Raw genomic sequence first — 25,284 nt, 5'->3', positions numbered from 1 at the left:
AGGCCTTGGCTCATATGGGTTCTGATTTTTGGCAAATTCTTGCAATATTACAGTATGAACTGCTTTTGTTTGCGGGGATTTTCTTCCTTATCGGTGCCCTTGATGATTTTGCCGTGGATTTAGCTTGGCTATGGCTCAAACTGACCGGACGGGCAAGGACTGCGAAGGTCAATCGCACACAACTCCAGCACAGTGAACTTTCCGGACCGGTGGCGGTGTTCGTGCCCGCCTGGCAAGAGTCTGAGGTCATATCTGAAACCATCCGTCATTTGCTTGGCGTTTGGCCACAAGGCAACATTCGTTTGTATGTCGGCATCTATCGCAACGACCCGGCAACACTGGAGGCAGCGTCTGCCGCGGCCTGGGGCGATGCTCGCCTGCGGCTGGTTATCCATGATCGCGATGGCCCCAGCACAAAAGCGGACTGTTTGAACCGCCTTTACGAAGCAATGAGCGACGATGAAAACCGTTCCCGTATGCGGTTTCAATGCGTGGTCTTCCATGATGCAGAGGATATGGTTGACCCTGCCGGGCTGGGCCTGTTGGATTGGGCGATTGCGCAAGGCGCAGATTTTGCGCAGCTTCCGGTTGAACCTTTGCCGCAGGCCTCACGCGATTGGCTGGGCAGCCATTACTGCGAAGAGTTTGCCGAGGCACACGGCAAGGCAATGGTCGTAAGAGATGCAGTCGGCGCAGCTTTGCCTTCTGCGGGCGTCGGCTGCGGTGTTTCGCGCGCGGCTTTGTTGCAACTGGCCGATGCCAAACCCGACGGATTGCCGTTTGAGCCTGATTCCCTGACTGAAGATTATGAGCTTGGCCTTGCGATTTCGGGGCAGGGCGGAACGTGCCGCTTTGTGCGCGCACGGGGCGAGGACGATCAACTCATCGCAACGCGCGCCTACTTCCCATCGAGGCTGAGCGAGATTGTCCGGCAAAAAACCCGCTGGGTTCACGGCATTGCGCTTCAGGGTTGGGATCGCACCGGCTGGACCGGGGGTGTTGCAGACACATGGATGCGCGCGCGCGATCGCCGCGGGCCTCTCACCGCGCTGGTGATGGCGCTTGGATATCTGCTTTTGGTGCTGACGCTGATCATTTCGGTCGCGGGCCAGTTTGGCGAGCTTCGCCCGATTGAGCTTTCGCCATTTGTGATCGGCTTGCTCGCCGCGAACCTTGCCTTCTTTGCATGGCGCGTGGCTTTGCGGTTTGCCTTTACCACGCGCAATTATGGTTTGGCCGAGGGGGTTTTTGCGATCATCAGGCTGCCGTTGACGAATATCATTGCAATTATGGCAGGGCGGCGCGCGGTGCAGGCTTACTGGCGCACGCTTAACGGCAGCGCGGCCGAATGGGATAAAACCAGACATTCGTCCCATCCTGCCAAGCCCGTTTCCCATCACGCGACAATCACGGTGCAGGCTCCGGCCTCGGTTCAACACGGTGTTAGGAGAAGGGTCCAGAACACGGGATAATGGCCACACAAAAGAGGGGTTTGCCATTGGCTTTGCTCGCATTCATGCTTTCGGCATGGGTGGGCGCGCGAACGGTCATGTGGGACAATCCGATCGTCAATTCGCCCCCCGCCTTGGCAGTGAACGAGGCGGCACCCGGCTCTGGCGATGCTGGATTAACGCCCGCATCAACCTCCGGCAGATCGTTTCCCGCGCCGCAATCCCTCGCCTTTTCCCGCTCCTATGGCGCGCCGCATCCTTATGGCTATGTGCCCCAAGGCTATGTGCCCTATGGTTATGCGCCAGATATGGCCGCGCAAGGGCTTCCCGGAGGTTGGGCGCCGCCGGCAAGCGTGGCGGGCATACCGACAAGGGTGGTCTATTATCCTGTCTATGCGGATGCCCCCCAAGCCCGCACCGCCTGTGCGCGCAGGGAAGCGCAGCTCCAAGGCGGCGGTTTTGCACGCGCGTCTGAGCTTGCACCGGGGGCGGGGAGATACCTCGCATACTCCTATTTCCCGGACGACATTTCCGGCTTTGCCGGCCAGAATTTGCGGCGGACGGGCCAGGTATCGCGTGCGGGCAATGGCGTAGGGCTGCCAGTTGGCGACCCGCCCAAAACCGACCGGTGGATGCTCGATATGTTCGGCTTCTATCGCCAAGGGTCCAGCGCGCTCTCGATACCTCAAGGGCGTTCCCCCATCTACGGCGCAAGCCAGTTGTCCGCCAATCTCCAGTGGCGCGCAAAACCCTCATCAAGCCATGATCCTCGCATATTCCTTCGCGCCTATCAGGCGCAGGTCGAAGGCGGGGAGAGCGAAATCGCAGCAGGCGTTTCCGCGCGCCCATTGGGCAAAGTGCCCGTTCGCCTTTTCGGCGAAGTCCGCGCAACGCAAAGTCCGGCGGTTTCGGATTTCGGCGTCGGAGTACAGACAAAGTTTCGCCCCGCTGCCTATGCCGCGACGGAACTTGCCCCGATCAAGCTTCCGATGGGCTTTGCGCTCGAAACCTATGGGGCGGCGGGATATGTCGCGGGAGCCCCAAGCACCTATTTCCTCGATGGCCAGGCAGTGGCAACGCGCGAGCTTTTGCGGCTCGGAAAGCCAGGCGCTGGCGGCGCCGTCAGTGTTGGCGCAGGCGTCTGGGGCGGAGCGCAAAGAGATGCAAAGCGCCTCGATGTGGGGCCAACCTTGCGATTTGATGTCGATATCGGAAAAATGCCCGCGCGCGTTTCGGTTGATTATCGCGAGCAGGTTGCAGGCGATGCAGAGCCCGATTCAGGTGTAGCTGCGACAGTTTCTACACGTTTCTGAGACAACATAGGGGGTTGGAGGCAAAGCCTTCTTCCAAGACCCGCCGTGCTAGGGTAGTCGAAGATTATGGACGTCTACCTCCCCATCGCGAATCTTTCAGTGAACGGCCTGTTCATTGTGCTTCTCGGCGTGGGGACGGGCATCCTTTCGGGTTTGTTCGGCGTCGGCGGGGGATTTCTGACTACCCCGTTGCTCATCTTCTACGGTATCCCGCCCACGGTCGCCGCTGCCTCGGCTGCAACGCAGGTGACAGGCGCAAGCGTGTCCGGCGTGATCGCGCATGGCAGGCGCAAGGGGGTCGATTATCGAATGGGGACCGTCATGGTCGGCGGCGGGGTGATCGGCGCGCTTTTCGGAGCAGCGCTGTTCCGCCTGCTTCAGGCTCTTGGCCAGATCGATGTGGTCATCAACATTCTCTATGTGATCATGCTGGGCTCAATCGGCACGCTCATGATGCGGGAGGCGTTCGAAGCGATCTCCGCCTCGAAGGGACAGAAGGACGCAAGCCCGCGCAAACGTCGGCACCACCCGCTGGTCGCAGGTTTGCCGTTCCGCACGCGCTTTTATGCCTCGGGCCTTTACATCTCCCCCATCGCGCCGCTTCTGCTTGGGGTGATCGTTGGCGTGCTGACGATGCTCATGGGGGTAGGGGGTGGATTTATTCTCGTGCCTGCCATGCTCTATATCCTGGGGATGAGCGGCAATGTGGTTGTGGGCACATCGCTGTTTCAGATCCTGTTCGTGACGATGGTGACGACCATGACGCACGCGCTGACGACCAAGGCGGTCGACATTATCCTTGCGGGTCTCTTGCTGCTCGGTTCGGTCATGGGGGCGCAATTCGGGACGCAGCTAGCGATGAAGGCGCGCCCTGAAATCCTGCGCTTCGTGCTTGCCGCGATCGTCATCCTTGTCGCATTGCGGATGCTCTATGGCCTCGGGGTGCAACCCGACGAGATTTACACGGTGAGCCCCCTGTGACGCACCGGTTGCGATCCCTGCTCGCTGCGTTTGCACTTGTCCTGGCAGCTCCATTCCTGATGGGGCAATCCGAGCCTGTCCTGGTGCCCGAGGTCAGCCAATCGCGCATCGAAGTGCGCCAGGGTTTTACCGGGGCTGACCTGCTTTTGTACGGAGCCGTGATTGATCCCAGAGGGCCGAACGGCGCGCGCGATTTTGACATTGCGGTGGTCCTGAAAGGCCCTGCTGAACCTATCCGGCTGCGTGAAAAAGAACGGATTGCCGGTGTCTGGATGAATGCAGGTTCGAACGATTTTCGTTCAGCGCCATCCTTTTTCGCCATCGCCTCTTCCAGCCCCATCGAGGAGGTCGTCGATCCTCTGACGGCCGCGATCTACGAGCTGGGGACCGAGTTCATCCAGTTGAGCCCCACCGGTCAGATCGAGCCGGAGGAGCAGGCGCGTTTTTCACGCGGGCTCGTCGACATGCGAGAGCGGCTGGGGCTCTATCAAGAGGATCCGCAAGGCGTGCGCATTTCCGAAGGCGTCCTTTATCAGGCCCGCATCGCGCTTCCCTCCAACGTCACCACCGGTCAGTACACCGCCGAAACCTTCGCGATTGCAGACGGCCGGGTTCTGGCGAGTGCCACCGCCGAAATCGAAGTGGTGAAAGTGGGGCTTGAGGGAACGGTGGTTTACGCCTCGCAGGAATGGTCGCTTTTCTATGGCCTTGGGGCCATTGCCCTGTCGCTGGGCATGGGCTGGATCGCCGGACAGGCTTTTGCCAAGCTTTAGCCGCTCGATTTCCCGAAGCTGACCCCGGCGATTGATCCCTCTCCGCGCGCATCGTTGACGCGATCTTAACCCAAATCAGCGATTGCTGCGTGTTGCGGCTAGGCCCGCACAGAAGAGCGCGTCCGGGGTCATTGGCGTTGCTCGTGAAGCGACAGGATAATGCGCATGAATGCGATGGGAAATCAGGGTTTCGAGGCAAACGGTCAGGCGGCTCAACCAGTTGGCGCAGCTGCTGCAACGCAGGACAACGCGAGGCTGCCAATCGGCATCGTGCTTGAGATTTCCGGTGCCGGCTCGCAAATCGCGCTCGACCTTCAGCGTTTGAACGAGTGCATGGAAGATGACGACCGCTCTATCGCTTTGGCAGGGCAAGTCGGCAGCCAGATCAAGATCCGCGTCGGCGATTCGTGGCTGCTTGCGAACGTTCGCGACCAGCGCAAGGACCGCCGCGCGGAAAACGGAATTGTCGCCCACATCGACTTTCTGGGCGAGGGCTCTGAAGAAAAACTCACAGGCCGCATCCACGGGTTCAAGCGCGGTGTCACACGCTATCCCATTCCGGGCGCGATGGTCTATCCCGCGACCACGAAGGACCTCGAACAAATCTACGCCAGCGACGGGCGTGCCAACATAACGATTGGCACGGTGTTCCCGACCAAGGACATCCGCGCTGGCCTTTATATCGACGCGATGCTGGGCAAGCACTTTGCGCTTTTGGGCTCAACCGGCACGGGTAAATCGACGAGCGCTGCATTGATCCTCCACCGGATATGCGAACACGCGCCAGATGGGCATATCGTGATGATCGACCCTCACGGCGAATACTCCGCCGCCTTCCGTCAAACCGGCAAAATCCTCGACGTATCAAACCTGCAAATGCCGTATTGGCTGATGAATTTCGAAGAGCATTGCGAAGTGCTCCTCACCAGCGATGGCAACGAACGTCAGGTTGATATGGACATTCTTGCCAAGTGTCTGCTGCACGCACGGTCCAAGAACCGGCTGGCTGAAACGATGGGCAAGATCACCGTCGATTCGCCCATTCCCTACCTTCTCTCCGACCTCTCGAACAAGATTCAGGACGAGATGGGCAAGCTCGATAAAGCCACCTCGTCTGCGCCTTATATGCGGATCAAGGGCAAGCTTGAGGAATTGAAGGCCGACCCGCGCTATCAATTCATGTTCTCGGGCATGCTCGTGGGCGACACGATGACGGATTTCATCTCCAAGGTGTTCCGCATGCCGGGCGAAGGTAAGCCGATTTCGATTATCGATGTCTCGGGCGTCCCTTCCGATATCACCTCCACTGTTGTCGCGGTTCTTTCGCGGCTGGTGTTCGATTTTGCGATCTGGGGCCGCGAAGAAAACACTCGGCCAATCCTCCTCGTTTGCGAAGAGGCCCACCGCTACGTCCCGAGCGAGAAGAATTCCGACGGATCCTCGGTTGGCTCAATCCTCAGCCGGATTGCCAAGGAGGGCCGGAAATACGGTATCAGCCTGGGGCTCATTACCCAGAGACCTTCCGACCTTGCCGAAGGCGTGCTTTCACAATGCGGCACGATCATTTCGATGCGTCTCAACAACGACCGCGACCAGGCGTTCGTGCGTTCTGCCATGCCAGAAGGCTCGCGCGGGTTTCTCGATTCGATCCCGGCGCTGCGCAACCGTGAGTGCATCATCTGCGGCGAAGGTGTAGCGATCCCGATCCGCGTCAACTTCGACAATCTCGAAGAGCACAAGCGCCCTGCATCCGAAGATCCGAGCTTCTCGGAGCTATGGAACCAGGGTGGCGGCGAAGAAGAAATCGTCGATCGCGTGGTTCTGCGCTGGCGCAGTCAGGGCTAACGCCCATCACACGAACATACCGGATTACCGCTTGAGCGTGGCCAGATTGGTCACCTCACGCCATCCCCTGTTCGCCGGATCATAGCTTACGCTGTAGAACTTCTGCAGCCCGCCCGCATCGCCAGTGTTCTGGCCGGTCGAGTTGAAGAAGATACGCCCCGTCACTCCGTTGAAACTGCGCGAACGAAGCGTTGCGACCAGCGCGTCCGCGGTGATCTCGCCTTCGATTTCACTCGCGGCCTGTTTGACGATCACGCCCGAATCGAACGCAACCGCCTCAAGCCGCCAGCGCGGGGAAATCGGTCCGAACAAGCTTTCGAACTGGGCAATCTCTTCGGGTTGCTCACCATTGTAGCTGGCCGCCTCGAACACATCGGTGATGTCGATCAGGCGGTCTGCCTGAAGCGGTGCCAATTCATTCAGAGCCAGCGTGTGGTGGCTGTTGTTCCAGCTTGCCAGCATGGCCTTGCGTTCCGGTTTATCGGCGCCGAATTGCCCCCGGGCCAAGTCCTTGAAATCATTGCTAAGGCCCATGATCACGATCAATCGCGTCTCACCAAGCACTGCCTGCTGTTCCGGTGTCGCGAAGGCGTCGTTGATCGAACCGCGCACATATTCGCGGATTTCAACCCGGCCATCTTCCTGCCAGCTCGCCAGTCTTTCCTCGCCCAGTTCATTGGTGACGCGGTTGAAGAAAAGTTCGCCATAGGTTTTTGCATCGTCGCCTGCGCCCTCGACCGTTTCGAGCATGAAGGTGATGCCGATCCCTTGTGCGATGGCGCGTTCGGCCAATGTCTTGAACTTGCTTGCGCGTTCATCAACGCCTGAACCCACGCGGAAAATCGGCAGGTCGCTGTCCTGCCAACCAAGGTCGGCACGGCTGCCAGCGGTGGTGAGCACAATCGCCGGGCGTTTGCCGCTTTCCTCGATCACGTCGAGAACCTGCGGAGTAAATTCGGTGATGGACGGACCAATAACAGCCACCACGTTACGCTCATCCAGAAACGCGCGCAGGTTTGCGATCACGTCGGGTGCATTGCGCGTTTTCATCGCGTCGAGCGGCGCGTCTAGGTCCTGCACCATCAATTGGGGAAAGCCTTCAAGCGATGCCTTGAGCCCATTGCTTTGCTGAATGCCGAAGCTTTCGTTGGGATAGATGCCAAGGACGATCGCCTTGTCTTCGGGGACGCCGGCGAGCCTGCTATTGCTGCTGCCCCCACCAAAGCCGGTCAATTGCAGCGCAAGTACACCGACAATCACGAGCGCCAGTGCGGCTGCCACCATACCGATGGGGCGTTTCCACAAGGGGGTGTCGGCAGTGTTCGCGGTTTCGGGCAAATCTGCCCCCTGGTCGGCAGGCGAAAGGCCGAACTCGGCCATTTCAGCTGCCCCTGCCTCTGTCCCCTGTCCTTCGCCCGCGATTGTGCGCACGCTTTCCAGAAATACCGGCCAATTCTTGCTTTTGGTCGGGTCAGCGCTTGAGTCCTGCAATTCCGCTGCCTGTATCCGGCGGAAACCGCGCGGAATAACCACCTCGTCGATCAAAACGGGGACAAGCTTGTTGTCGATGACGCCGTCTTCGGCCTCTTCCTTGACCCAATTGCTTTTGATTGACGTGTCTGACCACACCACCACAATCACCCTCGATTGCTTGATGTGTTTGTCGATGACGTTGTCGAATTCTTCGCCTGCACGAAGATCGCGGTCCCACCAGACCGAATAGCCTTGAGCTTCCAGAGCTTTGGCCATGAAATTTACGCGGTCGCGGTCCCGCCGCGAATAGGAAATGAAGATATCCAATGAATGTGCCCCCTGAGTCGCCAGCTTAGGTCGCTCGCGTGTCGCCGTAAAGGTGGATGTGCATCCGATCCGACATGCGATATCCCTTTTCGAGACACAGCGGGGAGAGCCATTTCTGGCGCTCTCTCAGGCTATCGGAATCCGTGCCTTCCGCCATCAGGAACAGGCGATCTTGCGCGATGCGATATTCGCGTTGCAGCGCGTCAACTTCGTCCACATCTTCGGGCTTCGCGACCACGAATTTGAAGAAGGCGCGCGGGTCGCTGGCGTAGAAATCCATCCGCTCGGGGAGAATGGCGAGCTCGCGCGAATTGCCCGAGTGGGCCAGCTTGGGGCTGACATTGTATTGGTCGACACGGATGTCGATGTGGGCAGAAGGCTTCGTGGTCCCGTTCGTTTCGATCTCGATTTCGATATCGGGCAGGATTGCGAGCATATCGGCAAGGGGCCCGCACTGCATCAAGGGTTCGCCCCCGGTGATGACGAGCCGCTTTTGCCCCAGTGCCGCGATCTTTGCTGCCGCCTTCTCTGGCGAGACCTTTATCTGATTGGCAGCCCGGTCATAGGCAATACCGTCTCGATGTGGCCGTGCATCGCCCTCGAACCGCCAAGTGTAAGCCGTGTCGCACCATGTGCAGGCAAGGTTGCAGCGCGACAGGCGGATGAAGGCCACGGGAACCCCCATGCTCGGCCCTTCGCCCTGAAGCGAGGCGAAGATCTCGGGCGCGCCATTGTCGTCGGTTGCAAGGACAAGATCAGCCATCAGCGCGCATCTCCTGATCTGCCGGGGTTGTAGGAGATTTGAGACACTTGAGACACTGTCCAGGAGTTGAAATAAAATTCGTCAAAAACCGGACTGTCGAACCACTGGTTCGTTTGAAGGGTGTGGGCGTTGGCGCATGTCATGGCCCCCCTATGCCATGCCTTGCGCCGGTAGGAAATTGTCTGGCTCAGTTCCATTTCGCAGGATCGACCGCCAGAAGCTCTGCAAACTGTGCGTAGAGCGCGGGTTCGTGAGATTGCAGAGCTTGCGGGCGTTCGAAGAAGGTGACGATCCCTTCGGCGAAAAACTCTTCGTGATTGGTCGCGCCATAAGGGTCGATCAAGGTGGGCTCGCCCGTCTCGACCTTGGCGACATGGGCGTGGAAAGCATCGAGCATCGCCTTTTCCCACCCTGCATAGGTTTGACCTTTGCGAAGGATGGGGATGCCGTTGGTGTCGCCGGTGAGGCTGTCCAATTGGTGCGCGAATTCGTGAATGACGACGTTTTCGCCGTCATCTGCACGAAGCCCGCCATGAAGCGCATCGTTCCATGAAAGCACCACCGGCCCGCGTTGCCAGCTCTCGCCAAGCGTTCCGTGACGGTGTTCGTGAACGAGGTTCCCGTCGTGCCGCGCGCGCCCGGTGTCAAAGACCGCCGGATAGAGCAGAACATTGCGGATTGTGTCATACCAAAGGGGGCTGTTCACGATGAGAAGACAGGCCTGCGCCGCAATGGAAAGCTCCATCGCCTCGGTGACTTCGACCCCGTTTTTGCCTCGGAAGGTCACTTGATCGAGGAAGAGGTTGATCTTGCCTTCGTGGGCCGCGCGCAAGGATTTGGGCAGACGCGTCACCAGCGGCACCAACTGCTCAACGATGCGGCGCTGCTCGGCGGTGAGCGGGGTAGCGAGGAGCCGTTCGCGTTTTTTGCGCCTCGCACGCGAGCGATAAACGAAAAACGCGGCGATCAGCAGCGGGACGAGCAAGAGGAGCCAAGGCGACATATCCGGTGAATTTAGGATCGCCGCCCCGGCATTGTTAGGGGGTCGCCTTTAGCCTAGGCGTTCAAGCGCGGCTGTCAGCCGTTCGACCTCGCCCTGGTGGTGGGCAAAATCGGCCTTGGCTTTTTCAACTGCCTCGGGCTTGGCGCGCTCGACGAAGTTGGCATTTGAAAGCCTGCCTTCGAGCGATTTCGCCTCCTTTTGCGAGGCGGCAAGGGCCTTTTCGAGGCGTGCTTTTTCTTCTGCGATGTCGATGATGCCTTCCAGCGGGATCACGAACACATCGCCAAGCGCGGTGACCTGCATCGCGGGACCCTCGGGCGCCTCGCCCTGGACCACCGGTGTCAGGCGCGCGAGCCGTTCAATCGCGGCGCTGGAGCGGTCGATAGTGCTTGATGCCACGGCCGAGGGTTCGGGCACATAGGCGGCGAGTTTCGCACCCGGTGAGATGCCAAGCTCGTTCTTTGCCGAACGGACATTGGTGGTGAGGTCGATCACCCAGTCAATCGCATCGGTCGCTTCTTTCGTGACCTCGGCGCGTGGGGAAGGCCACTTTGCGGTGATGAGGTCGTAGGAGCGTGTCCCTTGCGCATGCCAAAGCTCTTCGGTGATGAAGGGCATGAAGGGGTGGAGCATGACGAGGATCTGATCGAGCGCCCATCCGGCGACTTCGCGGGTTTCCTTTGTGGGAAGCCCATCGGGGTCGGCATCATCAGCGAACACCGGCTTGATCAGTTCAAGATACCAGTCGCAGAATTTGGACCAAGTGAACTGGTAGATCGCATTTGCAGCCGCATCGAAGCGCAGGTCTTCCATCGCGCTCTCGATTTCTTTGCAGACGGCTTGGACCTCGCCGATGATCCACTGGTTGGCGGCAAGACGCGCTTGCGGGGCCTTTACCGTGGTCGATTTGCCGATGCCGTTGGACTGGCAAAAACGCGTGGCGTTCCACAGCTTCGTGGCGAAGTTGCGGTATCCTTCGACCCGCTTTTCATCCATCTTGATGTCGCGGCCCTGGCTTTCCATCGCCGCCATGAAGAAGCGCAGCGCATCGGCGCCATATTGGTCGATCAGACCAAGCGGATCGACGACATTGCCCTTGGACTTTGACATCTTCGCGCCGTCGGCAGCGCGCACGAGGCCGTGGAGATACAGGCGCGGCCACGGGGCGCCGCCCATATTATAATTGCCCATCATCATCATCCGCGCATCCCAGAAGAACAGGATATCGAAGCCGGAGATGAGCAACGAGTTCGGGAAGTGCTTGTCGAGCAGCGGCTGGCCTTCCTCGGGCCAACCCAGCGTGGCGAAGGGCCAGAGGGCGGAAGAAAACCATGTGTCGAGCACGTCTTCATCGCGGGTAAGGGCAACGCCTTCGCCTGCCTTTGCTTGCGCCTCTTCCTCGGACATCGCGACATAGACGCCGCCATCGGCATCAAACCAGGCCGGGATACGGTGCCCCCACCAAAGCTGCCGCGAGACACACCATGGCTGGATGTTCTCCATCCAGTTGAAGAAGGTTTTTTCCCAGGATTTGGGCACGATTTCGACCGTGCCGTCGCGCACTTGCTGGAGCGGTTTTTCCGCCAGTTTTGCCGCATCGACATACCATTGATCGGTGAGCCATGGCTCGATTACCACGCCGCCACGATCACCGAATGGCGTTGCGATCTGGCGCGGTTCGGCGTCGGAGACGACTTCCTCGCCCTTCTTGTTCCTGGAAACGTGCGGGATAAGAAAGCCTTGTTCCTTAAGGCGCTCGACCACGAGTTCACGCGCGCCGTCCTGCTTGTCTCGGCGGAACCGGTGGAGGCCGATAAATTCGTCCGGCACGCGGCCATCGCTCGTCTGGCAAACATTGCCCTCGGCATCGAGCATATTGAGCATTTCGCCCGCTTCGATGCCTGCGCGTTTGCCCACGTCAAAGTCGTTGAAGTCGTGCCCCGGCGTGATCTTCACCGCGCCCGAACCCAGCTCGGGATCAGCATGTTCGTCAGCTACAATCGGAATACGGCGGCCCGTGATGGGGAGCACCACGTGCTTGCCAACGACGCTTTTATACCGATCATCGGAAGGGTGAACCGCCACCGCCATATCCGCGAGCATCGTCTCAGGGCGGGTGGTCGCAACTTCGATGTAATCGCGGCCATCTGCCAAGGTTTCACCATCGGCGAGCGGGTATTTGAAGTGCCAGAAACCGCCCGCAATCGTCTGCGTCTCGACCTCGAGATCTGAGATCGCGGTCTTCAATTTGGGGTCCCAGTTCACGAGCCGCTTGTCGCGATAAATCAGGCCATCGTTGTAGAGGTTCACAAAGGTCTTGAGCACGGCCTTGGTGAAATGCTCGTCCATGGTGAACTGCTCTCTGGACCAGTCCATCGAGCAACCTAGGCGGCGTAATTGCGTGGTGATGGTCCCGCCGCTTGTCGCTTTCCATTCCCACACCTTGTCGACGAATTCCTCGCGACTGTAATTGGTGCGTTTGTCCTGTTTCGCCTCCATTTGCCGCTCGACCACCATCTGTGTGGCGATCCCGGCGTGATCAGTGCCCACCACCCAAAGCGCGTCTTTCCCGCGCAGCCGCTCATAACGGATCACAATATCCTGAAGCGTGTTGTCGAGCGCGTGACCGATGTGCAGCGAACCTGTGACGTTTGGCGGCGGGTTCACGATGGTGAAGGGTTCGGCATCGGCACGCTCAGGGCGAAAACCGCCTGTCGTTTCCCAGTGCTGATACCAGCGCTGCTCGATGTCAGCAGGATTAAAGGTTGTTGGTAGGCTCATTGTTTATTCGCTTCACTATGGCTCGCGGGTCAGACGGCCCCCGCGTTTTTCTTCCCATGCCAATCCATTGGGTGCAGCGCAACAACTCTCACCCAATCGACGCACAGAGCTCTCAATCTGCTTCACCATCCGAGCCGCATCCGCCGCTTATGTGTGCCTGATCTGTGCATCCTTGCAAGAGTTTGCGAGGCGAGGGCTTGTGAAGCAGCGCATTTCGCCGCATATCCTCAGACACGATGCAAGGGGCCCTCACCTATACACTCGATGATGATGGCGCGGGCGCTTCCAGGCTCGTATTGGAAGGGCAATTGCTCGTCTCATCTGTCGGCCCGGTCGAAGCAGAACTAGACGCGCTCGACCCCAAGTTTTCCGAAATCGACATCGCCGCGGTTGACGAGATCGACACGGTTGGGGCGTGGGTCGTCTCACGCCTCGCGAAACGCAGCGACTGCCCGATTACAGGGGCAAGCGACACGGCAAAGCATTTGCTCGACGCGGTTGCGGATACAGTCTCGGACGGCGATCTGACCCCTGAACATGTGCCCGTGTGGGAACGCGTGCCGCTTTTGCTCGGCGGCAAGGTGTATCAGGCGCGCAGCGGCTTTTTCGGGGTGGTCAGCTTTTTGGGCGCAATCATTCTGGGCTTTGCCAATCTCGCGCGCCATCCATCGCGCGTGCCCATTCGCGCTGTCGTGCGCCAGATGGAGATGGTGGGCGTCTCGGCCCTTCCGATCATCGGCCTGATGAGCTTTCTCATCGGCATCGTCATCGCGCAGCAGGGCGCGGTGCAGCTTTCGCAATTCGGCGCAGAGACGCTGACGGTGAACCTCGTGGGCCGGATAACCCTGCGCGAGCTTGGGGTACTCATGACCGCGATCATGGTGGCTGGCCGTTCGGGCAGCGCCTTTGCTGCGCAGATCGGGACGATGAAACTGACCGAGGAAGTGGACGCGATGCGCACCATCGGCATCTCTCCGATTGAACGGCTGGTGATCCCGCGCATCATCGCCTGCACCTTCATGATGATCATTCTGGGTTTCTATTCCAGCGTCGTTGGCATCATCGGCGGGGCGGTGATCGGACAGTTTGCGCTTGGCATTCCGTTCTTCAACTTCCTCGAACGTATTCAGGAGGTCGTGCCGCTGCATGATGTGTGGGTCGGGCTGGTGAAAGCGCCCGTCTTTGGCCTCATCGTGGCGTTGGCGGGCTGTTATCACGGTATGCAGGTGAAGGGGAATTCGGAAGAAGTCGGCCTTCGCACCACCATGGCGGTGGTCTCGGCCATTTTCGCGGTGATCGTGCTGGATGCGTTCTTTGCGGTCTTCTTTACCGAGGTGGGCTGGGGCTGATGGCTTACGAAGAACCAGAAGCGCCCCACGGCCGCTTTAGCAAAGAACCGCCCATTGTGGTGAAAGGCCTCGTCAATCGCTTTGGCGATTTCACCGTGCACGACGGGCTTGATCTGACGGTCAATCGCGGCGAAATCCTTGGCGTGGTCGGGGGATCGGGCACCGGCAAATCGGTGATGATGCGCTCGATCATCGGGCTGCAAAAGCCGACCGCTGGCGATATTGATGTGCTGGGACGGCGGATCACCGGCGTTGACCTTGATAAACGCATCGGTGTGCGGCGGCGCTGGGGCGTGTTGTTTCAGGGCGGTGCGCTGTTCTCGACGCTGACAGTGGGCGAAAATGTCGAGGTGCCATTGAAGGAGTTCTATCCCGATATCAGCCCCCAATTGCGCCGCGAGATCGCCCGTTTCAAGGTGCTGTTGTCCGGCCTTCCCGAAGAGGCTGCACTCAAATACCCGAGCGAATTGTCCGGCGGGATGAAGAAACGCGCAGGGCTGGCAAGGGCGCTTGCGCTCGATCCGGAATTGCTTTTCCTCGATGAGCCAACCGCAGGGCTCGACCCGATCGGCGCGGCTGCTTTCGATCAACAGACCAAGGATCTGAAAGAGACCCTTGGCCTTACCGTTTTCCTTATCACCCACGATCTCGATACGTTGTATGAAATTTGCGACCGGGTCGCCGTGCTGGCGGATAAAAAGGTGATTGCGGTGGGCACGATCCCCGAGCTTCTGGAAACAGGGCATCCCTGGATCGAAGAGTATTTCAACGGACCGCGCGGGCGCTCCGCTCAGGCAGCGCAGACCCGTGAGCAATCGGATTAGAGCTATGGACAGGCGCGGGCGAAAGCGCCCATAGGAACAGGCACATGGAAACAAGAGCAAATCATCTCTGGGTCGGCTTCGTCACATTGGGGCTTTTGATCGCGCTTGCTGCTTTTATCGTGTGGATCGCGCGCCTCAATCAGGGCGCGTCGAACGAATACGACATCTTCTACAAGCAATCGGTTGCGGGCCTCGCCAATGGGTCGCAGGTGTCCTACGCGGGCGTTCCCGTGGGACAGGTTCGCGAGATTGCGCTGTCCGAAGAAGACCCCGAATTTGTCCGCGTGCGGGTCCGCATCCGGGATGAAGTGCCTATTCTCATCGGAACAGAAGCGACCATTCAGGCAAGCTTTACCGGCGTTTCGACCATTCTTCTGGACGGTGCCCGCAAGGCTGCGCCCCCGATCACGTGCGAAACCACCGCCTGTCCCGAAGGTCGCCCGGTCATTCCGCCAGGGCGCGGCGGCTTTGGCGAGATCGTCGCAAACGCTCCGCTTCTGCTTGAACGCCTGGCGACATTGACCGAGCAATTGAACGTCATTCTTGGTCCTGAAAATCAGGAACAACTCGCTGGTATCCTTGAAAATTCCAACCGCCTGACCCGCGAACTTGCGGATACCGCGCCCGCTTTGCAGGGCACTCTGGCTGAGCTTGAAGTCGCGGTGAAAGAGGCGGGCGAAGCACTGAACGCGTTTGAGAAAGTGACGCTTACGACCGACGAACTGCTTAATCAGGAAGGGCCGCGTATGGCCGACGAGCTTAGCAAGACGCTTGCCTCGGCGAATGAAGCGGCAACCTCGCTGTCGGCCATGCTCGAAGATGCGCGGCCCGCGACGCGCGCGCTTTCGGAAACAACCTTGCCGATGGTCGAGGCGACCTTGAAGGATTTGCGCACCACCAGCCGATCTTTGCGCGCGGTCACCGACCGGCTTGAGGCCGAAGGGGCAGGCTCGATCGTCGGCGGCCGCCCGCTACCGGAGTATGAACCATGAAGACTTGCCGCAGTTGGAACGGGCCGCTTGCCCTCGCGCTCGCAAGCCTTGCGCTTACCGGATGTGTGAGCATCGGCGGCGCGGGCGAACCGCCTGAAAGTCTGCTGACCCTGACCTCAAGCGCGAGCGCGCCGGTGGGCTCTGGCACAATGGCCGGCACCGAAGGGAGCAAGGGCACGATTGCGGTCCTTACGCCCGAGGTCCCCGCAAAGCTCGACGTCATTCGCGTGCCGGTGACCGTGTCGCCAACAGAGATTGCCTATCTTCAGGATGCGGTCTGGATCGAAAAGCCCGCCCGCCTGTTCCGTCGTCTGCTGGGTGAGACGCTGCGCACGGCCTCTGGCGATGCGCAGACGGTGCTGGTGCTCGACACCGACGATACACCGCTAAGGCCGAACCAGTCCTTGCGCGGAACATTGATCGACATGGGCTATGAACCTTCGACCTCGTCGGTCGTGGTGCGCTACGAAGCGGTGCACACGCTTGATGACGGTCGGGTAATGTCGCGCCGTTTCGAAGCGCGCGAAGAGGGCATTGCCCCTGTTGCTGCAAGCGTTGCGCCTGCTCTTAATTCGGCGGCCAATACGGTTGCGAAAGAGGTCGCTGCCTGGGTTCTTGGCGCGGAGTAAGCTTCGCCCGCCTGGCCTCGCGTTTCAGCTGTTCGCCAGCGCCCAGAATTCGCGGGCTTTCAAGAAATCGGCGGTGCGTTTTTCCCGGCGTTCCTCGGCTTCCTCATCGCGGCCCCATTCCTCGGCCTGCCACTCTTCTTCAAGGCTTGCCGCGTTCCACAAGGCCAGCGCATCGGCGTCTGGCTGGGCGGCGCTTAGTCCGGTGATGAGTGAGGCGGCGAGGTGGGTCATCATCTCGATTGCAGCCAGCGAAAATGGCGATTGGCCGGCCATCTCGTCGCGAAGGCGGGAGAGCACTTCCTCGCTTTGCGGGCGGTGAATAATGCCGGAAATGCGTGTGAAGTTCGCGCCCAGCCGATCTTCAAAACCGGTCACGATCGGCTCCCAGACCTCTTGCTGTCTGACGTAGAGCGGTTCTTCGGGGTCGGCGCGGTAAAGCAGCGTGTCCGTGTCGCCATACTGCAGCGATTTCTCGATCAGCGCACCGGCATCAGGGGCGACGATATCAACCGCGTAATCGGCCATATCGCGCATGGGTAGGGTCGCAGGATCAATCTTGTCACCTTGCGCGTCCCATTCGCTGGCGAGCGCCTCTGCCAGAGCCTTGGTCGGCACCACTTGGGGGCTGCCCTTCACAGTCTTGAGAGCGCGCGTATCCAGCATGACCTGCCATCCGCCATCCACTTCGTTGACGGACACTTGCTCATAAAACCGCTTCATCGCTCGTCCCGATCGCCTGCTTTCCAACGCTTTGCCAAAAGCGCAGGCACAAAGAAAAAGGTAAAGAGCCCACCCGCCGCCAGCACGATGCCGAGCGCGTAAGGCAGGTCGAGCACGCCTTGCGCAATTGCGAGGCCCGCGACCACCGCCGGGACTGCGGCGAGCCGCACGAGGTTCATGACCGTATAGCGTTTGGCAGCGATGGCTTCTTCGCGGGTGGGTTGATCGCTCATAGCGCCTCCTCCAACGCGCTGCGAAGCTCGTCCATCGTGCGTGCCACGGTGTGAGCACCGGTTGCGATCAGGTCTTGCGCGGTGTGATAGCCCCAGGCAACGCCAACAGCGCGCACCCGCGCCGCGACAGCCATCTGCATATCAAAGCTTGTGTCGCCGATCACGACGGCCTGGTTTGGCTGTGCGCCCGCCTCGAACAATGCCGCTTCCAGCATGGCGGGATGCGGCTTGGAAGGGTGGCGGTCGGCGGTCTGCAAGGAGTCGAATAGGTCGGTCAGCCCATGCGTTTCAAGGCAAGCGTTAAGCCCCCGGTCCGATTTGCCCGTCGCCACCGCAAGGCTCCACCCGTCGGCATGGAGGCCGCGCAAAAGCTCGGCCATTCCGTCATAAAGCGGTTCTTGCAAAAGCCCCTCTTCGCGGCGTGAACGGAAGGCTGTTTTGTAATTCTCGACAATTTCTTGCTGCTGGCGCAATTCCGCGCCAGGCGCGAGTTCGCGAAGCGCGACAGGCAGGCTGAGGCCCACGACCCGGCGCACCTGATTGGCATCGGGCGAGGGGAGGCCCGCAAGCTCGAAAGCGCGTGCCATCGCCCAGATAATGTCCGCCTGCCCATCGACCAGCGTCCCGTCGCAATCGAATACCGCAAGTCTCATTATTGGCGCGGCCCCTTCGGCCTGCCACCTGCCGGCCTTCCACCCGCCGGGCTGCCGCTACGTTTAGGCGCCTTGCCCTTGGACTTGACCCCGGGCCCTTTGGGATTTTTCCTGGCGACTTTCTTCGCCGTGTGCGCCGATGTTGTCCGCCCACGGCGCTCGCCCCGCCGGTCCTTGCGGTATTGCTTGGCATGACGACGTGCGGCCTGCTTCTTTTCCGCGGGCGTGCGCTCTGGCGCTTCGTCACGCACGGGCGATGCATCAGACAGGCTCTCTTCAAAGCCCAGTGCTTCCATGCTCGCGGCGAAATGCTCTGGCAGGTCGGCGGTCACATCAAGCTTGCCGCCGCCCGTTTGCGTATCGGTGCTCTTGCGTTCCGGTGTCCCGATGATGAGGCGGCGCGCGTGAAGGTGCATCTTGCGGCTGATTGCGCCTGTCAGGAATGCGTCCTGCCCACCATATTTGCCATCGCCAACGATAGGGTGGCCAATGGCCGCCATATGAACGCGCAATTGGTGGGTGCGACCTGTCAGCGGCTCCAACTCGACCCAAGCGGCGCGTGTGCCCGCGCGTTCAACCACGCGGTAACGGGTTTTCGCAGTTTGCCCGTTTTCCTCATCCACGTGCATTTTCTCGCCGCCGGTTCCCGGCTGCTTGGCGAGCGGGGCGTCAATCGTGCCCTCGCGCACTTCGGGAACGCCCACGACCAGTGCCCAGTAAACCTTGCGCGCGCTGCGGCCGGAAAACCGTTTGGAATAGGAAGCCGCGCTTCCCGGTGTGCGGGCGATGAGGAGCACGCCCGATGTGTCCTTGTCGAGCCGGTGGACAAGGCGCGGGCGCGGCTGATCGTCCTCGGTGACAAACGCATCGAGCAGGCCATCGACGTGCTTGGTGGTTTTGCTCCCCCCTTGCGTGGCAAGGCCCGGAGGCTTGTTGAGGACGATGGCGCTTGGCGTTTCGCGGATGACCATATCGCGCGCGGTTTGCACCTCGTCTTCGGTAAGTGGCCGGCGCGCCTTATTGGCCTTGTTCTTCGCTTCGCCTCCCGGTGGAACGCGCAGGACCTGGCCAGCGGCCAGGCGGTCTTCGGGCTTGGCTCTGCCGCCGTCCACACGGATCTGTCCGGTGCGCGCCCAGCGCGAAATGGTGGCAAAGCCGATGGCAGGCAAATTGCGCTTGAACCAGCGGTCAAGACGGATGCCGTCATCGTCATCGCCAATCGTGAACTGGCGCACCTGTTGTTTCATCTGATCGGAAGGAAGGGTCATGGCGCGGTGTTAACTCCCATCTGCACTCCCACAAGCCCCACCAGAAATGCCGCCATTCCGGCAAACACCGAAACGGTCACATAGATGAGCGCAGACGACATTTCCCCGCGGTGGAGCATGGTCACCATCTCCGCGCTGAAGGCGCTGAAGGTGGTGAACCCGCCCATCAGTCCCGCGATGAGGAATAGGCGCAGGTTGTCACCGTCGGCGCCGCCTTTGGCGAACCAGCCAAGCAGCAACCCCATGATAAAGCTGCCCAGAATGTTGACGCTGAGCGTGCCCCAGGGGAAGGTCGAATGTGGCCCGGCAAGGCGCGACACCAGATTGCCGACCTGATAGCGCGCACCTGCACCGATTGCGCCGCCAAGCGCAACGGCAAGTGTCGGCATAAGGGATGTGAGTATTTGAGATGACATTTCGCAGGCTCCTTAGCCGCCACCATCCCGATGCGCCACTGTTAAAGCCGTGCGCCCCTGTATAGGGCCCGTTGCAGGGTTGCCAATTTGACGACGCGGCGCTATGTGGCCTCTTGTTGAAGCGCGATCCATTGGGATTCGCGCCGCTTTTAGCGTCAGTTTATAAGCGTACTCCCGCACTTTCGAACCGCGGGCTCAGGCGTATTTTGAAATGAGGTAGTTGCCGTTTATGCAAATCATGGTTCGCGATAACAATGTCGATCAAGCCCTTCGTGCGCTTAAGAAAAAGCTGCAGCGTGAAGGTGTGTATCGCGAAATGAAACTGCGTCGGCACTACGAAAAGCCAAGCGAAAAGCGCGCCCGTGAAAAGGCTGCCGCGGTTCGCCGTGCACGCAAGCTTGAGCGTAAGCGCATGGAGCGCGACGGTATCAAGTAAGCGGGCTCGGGCTGTATTCGGGCGGGGCTAACCTTGCTCGAATCGCTTGAAACCGTTCACGCAATACGCCATCAGGGCGCGGGAATTTTCCGCGCCCTTTTTGCTGCCCGTCTGGCAGCTTGGCGGGCTGCGCATAACAATTGGGATCACACATGACCGAAGTCACCCGCGTACCAATCCGCCCGATCGCCAAGGGCTCGCTCACCAAAATCTGGCTCGGCGTTATTGTCGCTGTTCTGCTCGGCGCTGGCCTTGCGTGGGCCGCGGTGCCCAAGGGCTTTAGCATCGACACGCTTGTCGCTGGCGAAGGGCCGACCCCGCAAGAGGGCGATATGGTCTTCGTGAAATACAAAGGCTCGCTTGCAAGCACGGGCGAGGTGTTCGACGAATCGCAGGACATCCCGCTTCCCGTCGAAGGCATCTTCCCCGAAGGCAGCCCGTTCCCGATTGAGCCGGGCGCGACCATCGACGGTTTTTACGAAGGCCTTCAGCAGATGCAGAAGGGCGGCAAATACGAGCTGTTTATCCCGGCTGACAAAGCATACGGCGCAGAGCCGCCTCCCGGCTCTCCGATCCCTGCGAACGCTGATCTCATGTTCGAGATCGAAGTGATCGATTTCATGGACCGCGAGACGTTTGATCGCAATCTGTCGATCCTTCAGCAGGCGATGCAGTCGCAAATGGGCGCAGGCCAGGGTGCACCGCAAGGTCCACCACAGGATGCGCCGCAGCCCTAACGGGCCTGCAAACTTTCATCACCGGTTCAACTGAGCTAGCGCATCTCTCCTCAACGGGAGGGATGCGATGGCAATTGGTGAGAGCGTGGAGCACCGCGGCGCGGCAATCGAGGAATGGCGCGAGCGGCCTTGGGTGCTTGCCGTTATTCTGGGTTTTGCCGGGCTCATAGTCCATTTTGCCACCGACGACCCGGATCTTGAACCATGGCGCGCAGCGATTGCCGCCGCTTTTTCCTTTGGGCCGCTTGCCGCTGCGTTGACCCTTGGCAGGGATGAATGGCGGCCCTCGATCATCTTCTCTGTGATGGTTGCTCTCGTCATGGCGGGAATTGCCTGGCGTGCGACGGCTGCGGGTGATCACCATTCCGACGAACAATTCTGGGTTGCCGCAGGTGTTCTGGCGACCCTTTTGTCAGTGCCCCTGTTCCAGTCCGGCTTCCACAAACTGCGTTGGCGCACGAGCTACAAGGAAACGCACTTCCACGTGTGGACCGATGCGATCACCGGGGCAGGGGCGCTTGCTTTCGTGGGGCTTTCATGGGCTCTCATCGCAATTCTGGCCGAGCTTTTTTCGGCGATCCAGATCGACCTTTTGAAAGACCTCATTGATGAAGAGGCGTTCGGCTGGATGTTTTCGGGCGTCACATTCGGCGCAGCGCTTGGCGTGTTGCGCAATCAGTTGAAGATCATCGGCACACTGCAAAACGTGGTCTTGTTGGTGCTTTCGATCCTTGCCGTGCCGCTTGCGGTGGCGCTTGTGCTGTTTCTGCTGGCAGTCTTGGTATCAGGGATCGACGTTTTGTGGGAAGCGACCAAGAGCGCGACGCCGCTGCTGTTGTCGGTGGCGGTGGGGTGCTTCGTCCTTGCCAACGCGGTGGTGCGCGATGATGACGGTGACATGGGCCAATCGCGCGTGCTTCGCATTGCGGGGTTTGCACTGACGCTCGGCATCTTGCCCCTGTCGGTGATGGCAGCCATTTCCATGGGTACCCGCATTGCGCAACACGGACTTAGCCCTGAGCGTATCTGGGCGTTGATCGCGATTGCAGTCGCGGTGGCTTACGGCGTTGCCTATTTCACCGCCGCCATTCGTGGCCGGCGCGAGGGGTGGCGCAGGTTTTTGCGCCTGTCGAACCTGCATCTGGCGGTGTTGGTCGCGGGGCTCGCGCTGCTTCTTGCCATGCCGGTTTTCAATTTCGGCGCGGTTTCAGCCTCGAACCAGCTGGCGCGCCTTGCCTCTGGCGCGGTGAGCGCAGAGGATTTCGACTATGCCGCGCTGCGCTGGGACTTTGGCGAGGCGGGGCGTGAAGCTCTCGCTACGTTGAGCCGGAGCAAGGATGCGCAAATCGCTGAACTGGCCTTGGCGGCAAAGAATGCCGAGGACCGTTATACCTATCGCCAGCGCAACCGGCCCGAAGTCGCCGCCATCAATTCAGCGCCCATCGAGGTGGAAAACGAGGCGGTGCGCATCGCTGCCCGAAGCTTCCTCCACTCCCAGCCCTATCGCTGCGCAGCCGATTGCCGCGTGGTGCAGGTCGGATTTCAGGACGAGCGCCCTATTTTGGCTCTCCTGAGCAAAGGGCGCGATGCCGAACTGCTGGTCTATGACGCGGCGACGGATGTTGTCTCCATCGCCTTCATCAGGCACGCAGAATTGGTCGAGGAGCGGCGCTATGAAGTGCCGGAGATAAGCCAAGAATCGGTCATAGAACTGCGCGCCTTTGAAGGTCAGCAACTCTTCATCGATGGCAAGCCTGCAAGCGCTGCGTTTGAGTGAGGCGTCAACCGGGCGCAAAAACCCGCCGCATGCGGTCAACTCGTGCTTGAAGCGCCCCCCGGTGGGCGCTAAGCGAAATTCATGTCTGTAGATAAACAAACCGTGGCGAAAATCGCCGGCCTTGCGCGCATCAAGATGGGCGATGAAGAGCTTGAGCGAATGGTGCCGGAGCTTAACAATATCCTCGATTGGGTTGAGCAGCTGGGCGAAGTCGATGTTGAAGGCGTCGAGCCGATGACGGCGGTCATCCCCAATACGCTGCGCCTGCGCGATGACGTGGTGGATGCCGACCCGCTGACGGGCGGTGGTAAGCGCAACGATGTGCTGGCCAATGCGCCGGCTGCCGAACACGGCTTTTTCGGCGTGCCCAAGGTGATTGAATAGGCGCCTTGCGCCTGAATAACCCTATTTCGCTCGCTGCCTTGAAATGATCGGGCAGGGGCAAGCTCAGGACGAACGGAATTCAAGTGAGCAACGAACTTACAAATCTCGGCGTAAAAGAAATCCGCGACGGCGTGAAAGCGGGCGAATTCACCGCGCGCGAAGTGGCCGAGGCCTTCAACGCGGCTGTCGCAGAGGCGGCGGAATTGAACGCCTTTATCGTGACCACTCCCGACGCCGCTCTGGAAGCCGCGGACAAGACCGATGCCAAGCGCGCAGCCGGTGAGGACCTTGGCGCAATGGGCGGCGTGCCGATTGGCATGAAGGACCTGTTTGCAACCCACGGTGTTCAGACCACTGCGGCCAGCCACATCCTCGAAGGGTTCAAGCCCGAGTACGAAAGCACCGTTTCGCGGAACCTGTGGAACGCGGGCGCGGGGATGCTGGGCAAACTCAACCTCGACCAGTTTGCGATGGGGTCGTCCAACGAGACGTCATACTTCGGCAACGTAAGCTCGCCTTGGCGTAAAGAAGGCAGCAATGCTGCCATGTCGCCGGGTGGCTCATCTGGTGGCTCTTCGTCAGCCGTCGCCGCGCGCATTGCGCCAGCGGCGACCGGCACCGACACCGGCGGGTCGATCCGTCAGCCAGCCGCCTTCACCGGCATTTGCGGGATAAAGCCCACTTATGGCCGCTGCTCGCGCTGGGGCGTGGTGGCCTTTGCGAGTTCGCTCGATCAGGCAGGGCCAATGGCGCGTTCTGTTGAGGACTGCGCGATTATGCTCGGCGCGATGGCAGGGTTTGATCCCAAGGATGCGACTAGCCTCAAAATGGACGTTCCCGATTGGGAAGCGGCCTTGTCGAGCGACCTCACCGGCAAGAAGGTTGGCATCCCGACCGAATACCGCATGGACGGCACCGATCAGGCGATCCTCGACAGCTGGGAACAAGGCAAGGCTTGGCTCAAGGACGCAGGCGCCGAGATCGTCGATATCTCGCTGCCGCATACGAAATACGCGCTTCCCGCCTACTACATCATCGCGCCTGCCGAGGCATCGTCAAACCTCGCGCGCTATGACGGCGTGCGCTACGGCCTTCGCGATCTGCCCGAGGGCGCCGGCCTGCAAGACATGTATGCCGAGACACGCGCCGCTGGCTTTGGTGATGAGGTCAAACGCCGCATCCTGATCGGCACCTATGTGCTTTCGGCTGGCTTCTACGATGCCTATTACAACCAAGCGCAAAAGGTGCGCGCTCTGGTTGCGCGCGATTACGAAGAGGCTTTCGCCAAGTGCGACCTGATCCTCGCGCCGACAACGCCAACCGCCAGCTTCCCCTTGGGCTCGCTCAATGAAGACCCGCTGACGATGTATCTGAACGATGTCTTCGCCGTGCCCGCCTCTCTTGCTGGCCTCCCAGCGATGAGCGTTCCTGCGGGCCTCAACCCCGATGGGCTCCCACTGGGTCTGCAACTCGTGGGCAAGGCGTTTGACGAGCAAATGGTCCTCAACGCAGGCCTCGCCATCCAAGAGCGCGCAGGCTTTACCCACGCGCCGGAGCGTTGGTGGTGACCCCATTCGAGATTGCCATCGTAGCGATCCTCGCGCTCGGCTTTGTGATCCCTGCATGGGTCCTGGCCTTCGCATTTCGCGAGCGGGCAAAGAGCGTATCTGTCGAAGAGCCGAACAAGCGTTTCTTCGCTTACGCGGCGCTCCTTCAGGGGCTGCACAACCAGCTTGATCCCAAGTCGCAAGCCGTGCGCAACGGCCCGCTGTTCGCTGCCACCGTGCGCGAGCTTGCAAACTATCCCGAATACCGCAGCTTCAGCGTGCTGTTCCTCGAAGAGATCACCATCACCGGCACGCGCAAATTCGACAATGTCGTGCGCGCAGAGCTGAAAGCCGTGGAGGCGAAGCTTCTGGAGGCGAAAGAGCCCGCATGAGCTTTACCGCGATCTTCGTTATGGTCTTCCTGATCGCATTTGTGATTTTGGGCGGGGTGGTCATGTACCTTTCCAAGACCATCGACCACGGCGAAGCGCGGTTTGGGCCGGATGGGAAAGTTTTGGACGACAAAAACGAGAGAGAAGGCGAATAGTTGGAAGAGCTCATACTCCTTCCAATCTTACTGATAGTTGCTCTGGCAGAGCCTATCATCCT

25 protein-coding genes are annotated in these 25,284 nt (G+C 60.1%); 16 read left to right on the top strand and 9 right to left on the bottom strand.

All coding sequences use genetic code 11. The features are described from left to right. Positions 1-14 precede the first annotated feature (14 nt). The 5 genes from MWU38_RS10455 (at position 15) to MWU38_RS10435 (ending at position 6,363) form a co-directional block, all read left to right on the top strand. Complete coding sequence (locus MWU38_RS10455) at positions 15-1,472, top strand: glycosyl transferase family protein (RefSeq protein ID WP_247271751.1); 1,458 nt, start codon at positions 15-17, stop codon at positions 1,470-1,472. Between the two features lie 26 nt (positions 1,473-1,498). Then, complete coding sequence (locus MWU38_RS10450) at positions 1,499-2,764, top strand: hypothetical protein (RefSeq protein WP_247271750.1); 1,266 nt, start codon at positions 1,499-1,501, stop codon at positions 2,762-2,764. Positions 2,765-2,830: 66 nt separating this feature from the next. Continuing rightward, complete coding sequence (locus tag MWU38_RS10445) at positions 2,831-3,745, top strand: sulfite exporter TauE/SafE family protein (protein WP_247271749.1); 915 nt, start codon at positions 2,831-2,833, stop codon at positions 3,743-3,745. A gap of 59 nt (positions 3,746-3,804) precedes the next feature. Beyond that, positions 3,805-4,518, top strand: coding sequence for a TIGR02186 family protein (locus MWU38_RS10440; protein WP_247271748.1), 714 nt, complete (start codon positions 3,805-3,807; stop codon positions 4,516-4,518). Between the two features lie 174 nt (positions 4,519-4,692). Beyond that, complete coding sequence (locus MWU38_RS10435; RefSeq protein ID WP_247271976.1) at positions 4,693-6,363, top strand: ATP-binding protein; 1,671 nt, start codon at positions 4,693-4,695, stop codon at positions 6,361-6,363. A 24-nt stretch (positions 6,364-6,387) separates the two neighbouring features. Here MWU38_RS10435 and MWU38_RS10430 read toward each other — a convergent pair whose 3' ends face one another. From MWU38_RS10430 to MWU38_RS10415, 4 genes are all read right to left on the bottom strand, one after another. Next, complete coding sequence (locus tag MWU38_RS10430; RefSeq protein WP_281494649.1) at positions 6,388-8,163, bottom strand: toll/interleukin-1 receptor domain-containing protein; 1,776 nt, start codon at positions 8,161-8,163, stop codon at positions 6,388-6,390. 25 nt (positions 8,164-8,188) lie between these two features. Then, a complete protein-coding gene (locus MWU38_RS10425) occupies positions 8,189-8,926 on the bottom strand; it encodes a 7-carboxy-7-deazaguanine synthase QueE (RefSeq protein WP_247271746.1) in 738 nt (245 codons plus the stop codon). Positions 8,927-9,113: 187 nt separating this feature from the next. Next, the gene (locus MWU38_RS10420) at positions 9,114-9,929 is read right to left on the bottom strand and encodes a M90 family metallopeptidase (RefSeq protein WP_247271745.1); all 816 of its coding nucleotides are present in this window, start codon (positions 9,927-9,929) and stop codon (positions 9,114-9,116) included. Between the two features lie 48 nt (positions 9,930-9,977). After that, positions 9,978-12,710, bottom strand: a complete 2,733-nt coding sequence (locus MWU38_RS10415; RefSeq protein WP_247271744.1) for a valine--tRNA ligase — start codon at positions 12,708-12,710, stop codon at positions 9,978-9,980. Between the two features lie 236 nt (positions 12,711-12,946). On the opposite strand from MWU38_RS10415, the gene MWU38_RS10410 reads away from it, so the two are divergent. Genes MWU38_RS10410 through MWU38_RS10395 form a run of 4 tightly spaced genes read left to right on the top strand, consistent with a single transcriptional unit; the run spans position 12,947 to position 16,504 of the window. Continuing rightward, positions 12,947-14,059 (top strand): ABC transporter permease, encoded by a 1,113-nt coding sequence (locus MWU38_RS10410; RefSeq protein ID WP_247271743.1) that lies wholly within the window; start codon positions 12,947-12,949, stop codon positions 14,057-14,059. Next, complete coding sequence (locus MWU38_RS10405; RefSeq protein WP_247271742.1) at positions 14,059-14,883, top strand: ATP-binding cassette domain-containing protein; 825 nt, start codon at positions 14,059-14,061, stop codon at positions 14,881-14,883. Before MWU38_RS10410 ends, MWU38_RS10405 begins: the two co-directional genes overlap by 1 nt. 44 nt (positions 14,884-14,927) lie before the next feature. Next, positions 14,928-15,875, top strand: coding sequence for an MlaD family protein (locus MWU38_RS10400; RefSeq protein ID WP_247271741.1), 948 nt, complete (start codon positions 14,928-14,930; stop codon positions 15,873-15,875). Next, on the top strand, positions 15,872-16,504 hold the full coding sequence (locus MWU38_RS10395; RefSeq protein ID WP_247271740.1) for an ABC-type transport auxiliary lipoprotein family protein: 633 nt from the start codon (positions 15,872-15,874) through the stop codon (positions 16,502-16,504). Before MWU38_RS10400 ends, MWU38_RS10395 begins: the two co-directional genes overlap by 4 nt. 24 nt (positions 16,505-16,528) lie before the next feature. Here MWU38_RS10395 and MWU38_RS10390 read toward each other — a convergent pair whose 3' ends face one another. Genes MWU38_RS10390 through crcB form a run of 5 tightly spaced genes read right to left on the bottom strand, consistent with a single transcriptional unit; the run spans position 16,529 to position 19,794 of the window. Further along, entirely contained in the window at positions 16,529-17,224 is a 696-nt protein-coding gene (locus tag MWU38_RS10390; RefSeq protein ID WP_247271739.1) for an ATP12 family protein, read from the bottom strand. Further along, positions 17,221-17,457, bottom strand: a complete 237-nt coding sequence (locus MWU38_RS10385; protein ID WP_247271738.1) for a hypothetical protein — start codon at positions 17,455-17,457, stop codon at positions 17,221-17,223. The genes MWU38_RS10390 and MWU38_RS10385 overlap by 4 nt, the downstream gene beginning before the upstream one ends. Further along, a complete protein-coding gene (locus MWU38_RS10380) occupies positions 17,454-18,110 on the bottom strand; it encodes an HAD-IA family hydrolase (RefSeq protein WP_247271737.1) in 657 nt (218 codons plus the stop codon). Before MWU38_RS10380 ends, MWU38_RS10385 begins: the two co-directional genes overlap by 4 nt. Further along, positions 18,110-19,378 (bottom strand): RluA family pseudouridine synthase, encoded by a 1,269-nt coding sequence (locus tag MWU38_RS10375; protein ID WP_247271736.1) that lies wholly within the window; start codon positions 19,376-19,378, stop codon positions 18,110-18,112. The genes MWU38_RS10380 and MWU38_RS10375 overlap by 1 nt, the downstream gene beginning before the upstream one ends. Continuing rightward, complete coding sequence (gene crcB / locus MWU38_RS10370; protein ID WP_247271735.1) at positions 19,375-19,794, bottom strand: fluoride efflux transporter CrcB; 420 nt, start codon at positions 19,792-19,794, stop codon at positions 19,375-19,377. The genes MWU38_RS10375 and crcB overlap by 4 nt, the downstream gene beginning before the upstream one ends. Before the next feature lie 229 nt (positions 19,795-20,023). Between crcB and rpsU the strand changes: the two genes are divergently transcribed. The 7 genes from rpsU (at position 20,024) to MWU38_RS10335 (ending at position 25,222) form a co-directional block, all read left to right on the top strand. Next, complete coding sequence (gene rpsU / locus MWU38_RS10365) at positions 20,024-20,230, top strand: 30S ribosomal protein S21 (RefSeq protein ID WP_006834591.1); 207 nt, start codon at positions 20,024-20,026, stop codon at positions 20,228-20,230. 152 nt (positions 20,231-20,382) lie between these two features. Beyond that, positions 20,383-20,967: an FKBP-type peptidyl-prolyl cis-trans isomerase gene (locus MWU38_RS10360; protein ID WP_247271734.1), complete on the top strand. Its 585-nt coding sequence runs from the start codon at positions 20,383-20,385 to the stop codon at positions 20,965-20,967. Between the two features lie 67 nt (positions 20,968-21,034). Beyond that, positions 21,035-22,744, top strand: coding sequence for a DUF4153 domain-containing protein (locus MWU38_RS10355; protein WP_247271733.1), 1,710 nt, complete (start codon positions 21,035-21,037; stop codon positions 22,742-22,744). Between the two features lie 81 nt (positions 22,745-22,825). After that, positions 22,826-23,128 carry an Asp-tRNA(Asn)/Glu-tRNA(Gln) amidotransferase subunit GatC gene (gatC, locus tag MWU38_RS10350; RefSeq protein ID WP_247271732.1) on the top strand — a complete coding sequence of 101 codons (303 nt, stop codon included), beginning with the start codon at positions 22,826-22,828 and terminating at the stop codon, positions 23,126-23,128. Positions 23,129-23,211: 83 nt separating this feature from the next. Then, positions 23,212-24,696: an Asp-tRNA(Asn)/Glu-tRNA(Gln) amidotransferase subunit GatA gene (gatA, locus tag MWU38_RS10345; protein ID WP_247271731.1), complete on the top strand. Its 1,485-nt coding sequence runs from the start codon at positions 23,212-23,214 to the stop codon at positions 24,694-24,696. Then, positions 24,693-25,067, top strand: a complete 375-nt coding sequence (locus MWU38_RS10340) for a hypothetical protein (protein ID WP_247271730.1) — start codon at positions 24,693-24,695, stop codon at positions 25,065-25,067. Before gatA ends, MWU38_RS10340 begins: the two co-directional genes overlap by 4 nt. After that, positions 25,064-25,222, top strand: a complete 159-nt coding sequence (locus tag MWU38_RS10335) for a hypothetical protein (protein ID WP_247271729.1) — start codon at positions 25,064-25,066, stop codon at positions 25,220-25,222. The genes MWU38_RS10340 and MWU38_RS10335 overlap by 4 nt, the downstream gene beginning before the upstream one ends. Positions 25,223-25,284: the final 62 nt, after the last annotated feature.

This window comes from Qipengyuania sp. S6317L1 (assembly GCF_023015615.1).
Lineage (GTDB): Bacteria > Pseudomonadota > Alphaproteobacteria > Sphingomonadales > Sphingomonadaceae > Erythrobacter.
The sequence above is the reverse complement of the archived record's forward strand: the minus strand, read 5'-3'. Positions and strand labels throughout refer to the sequence as shown.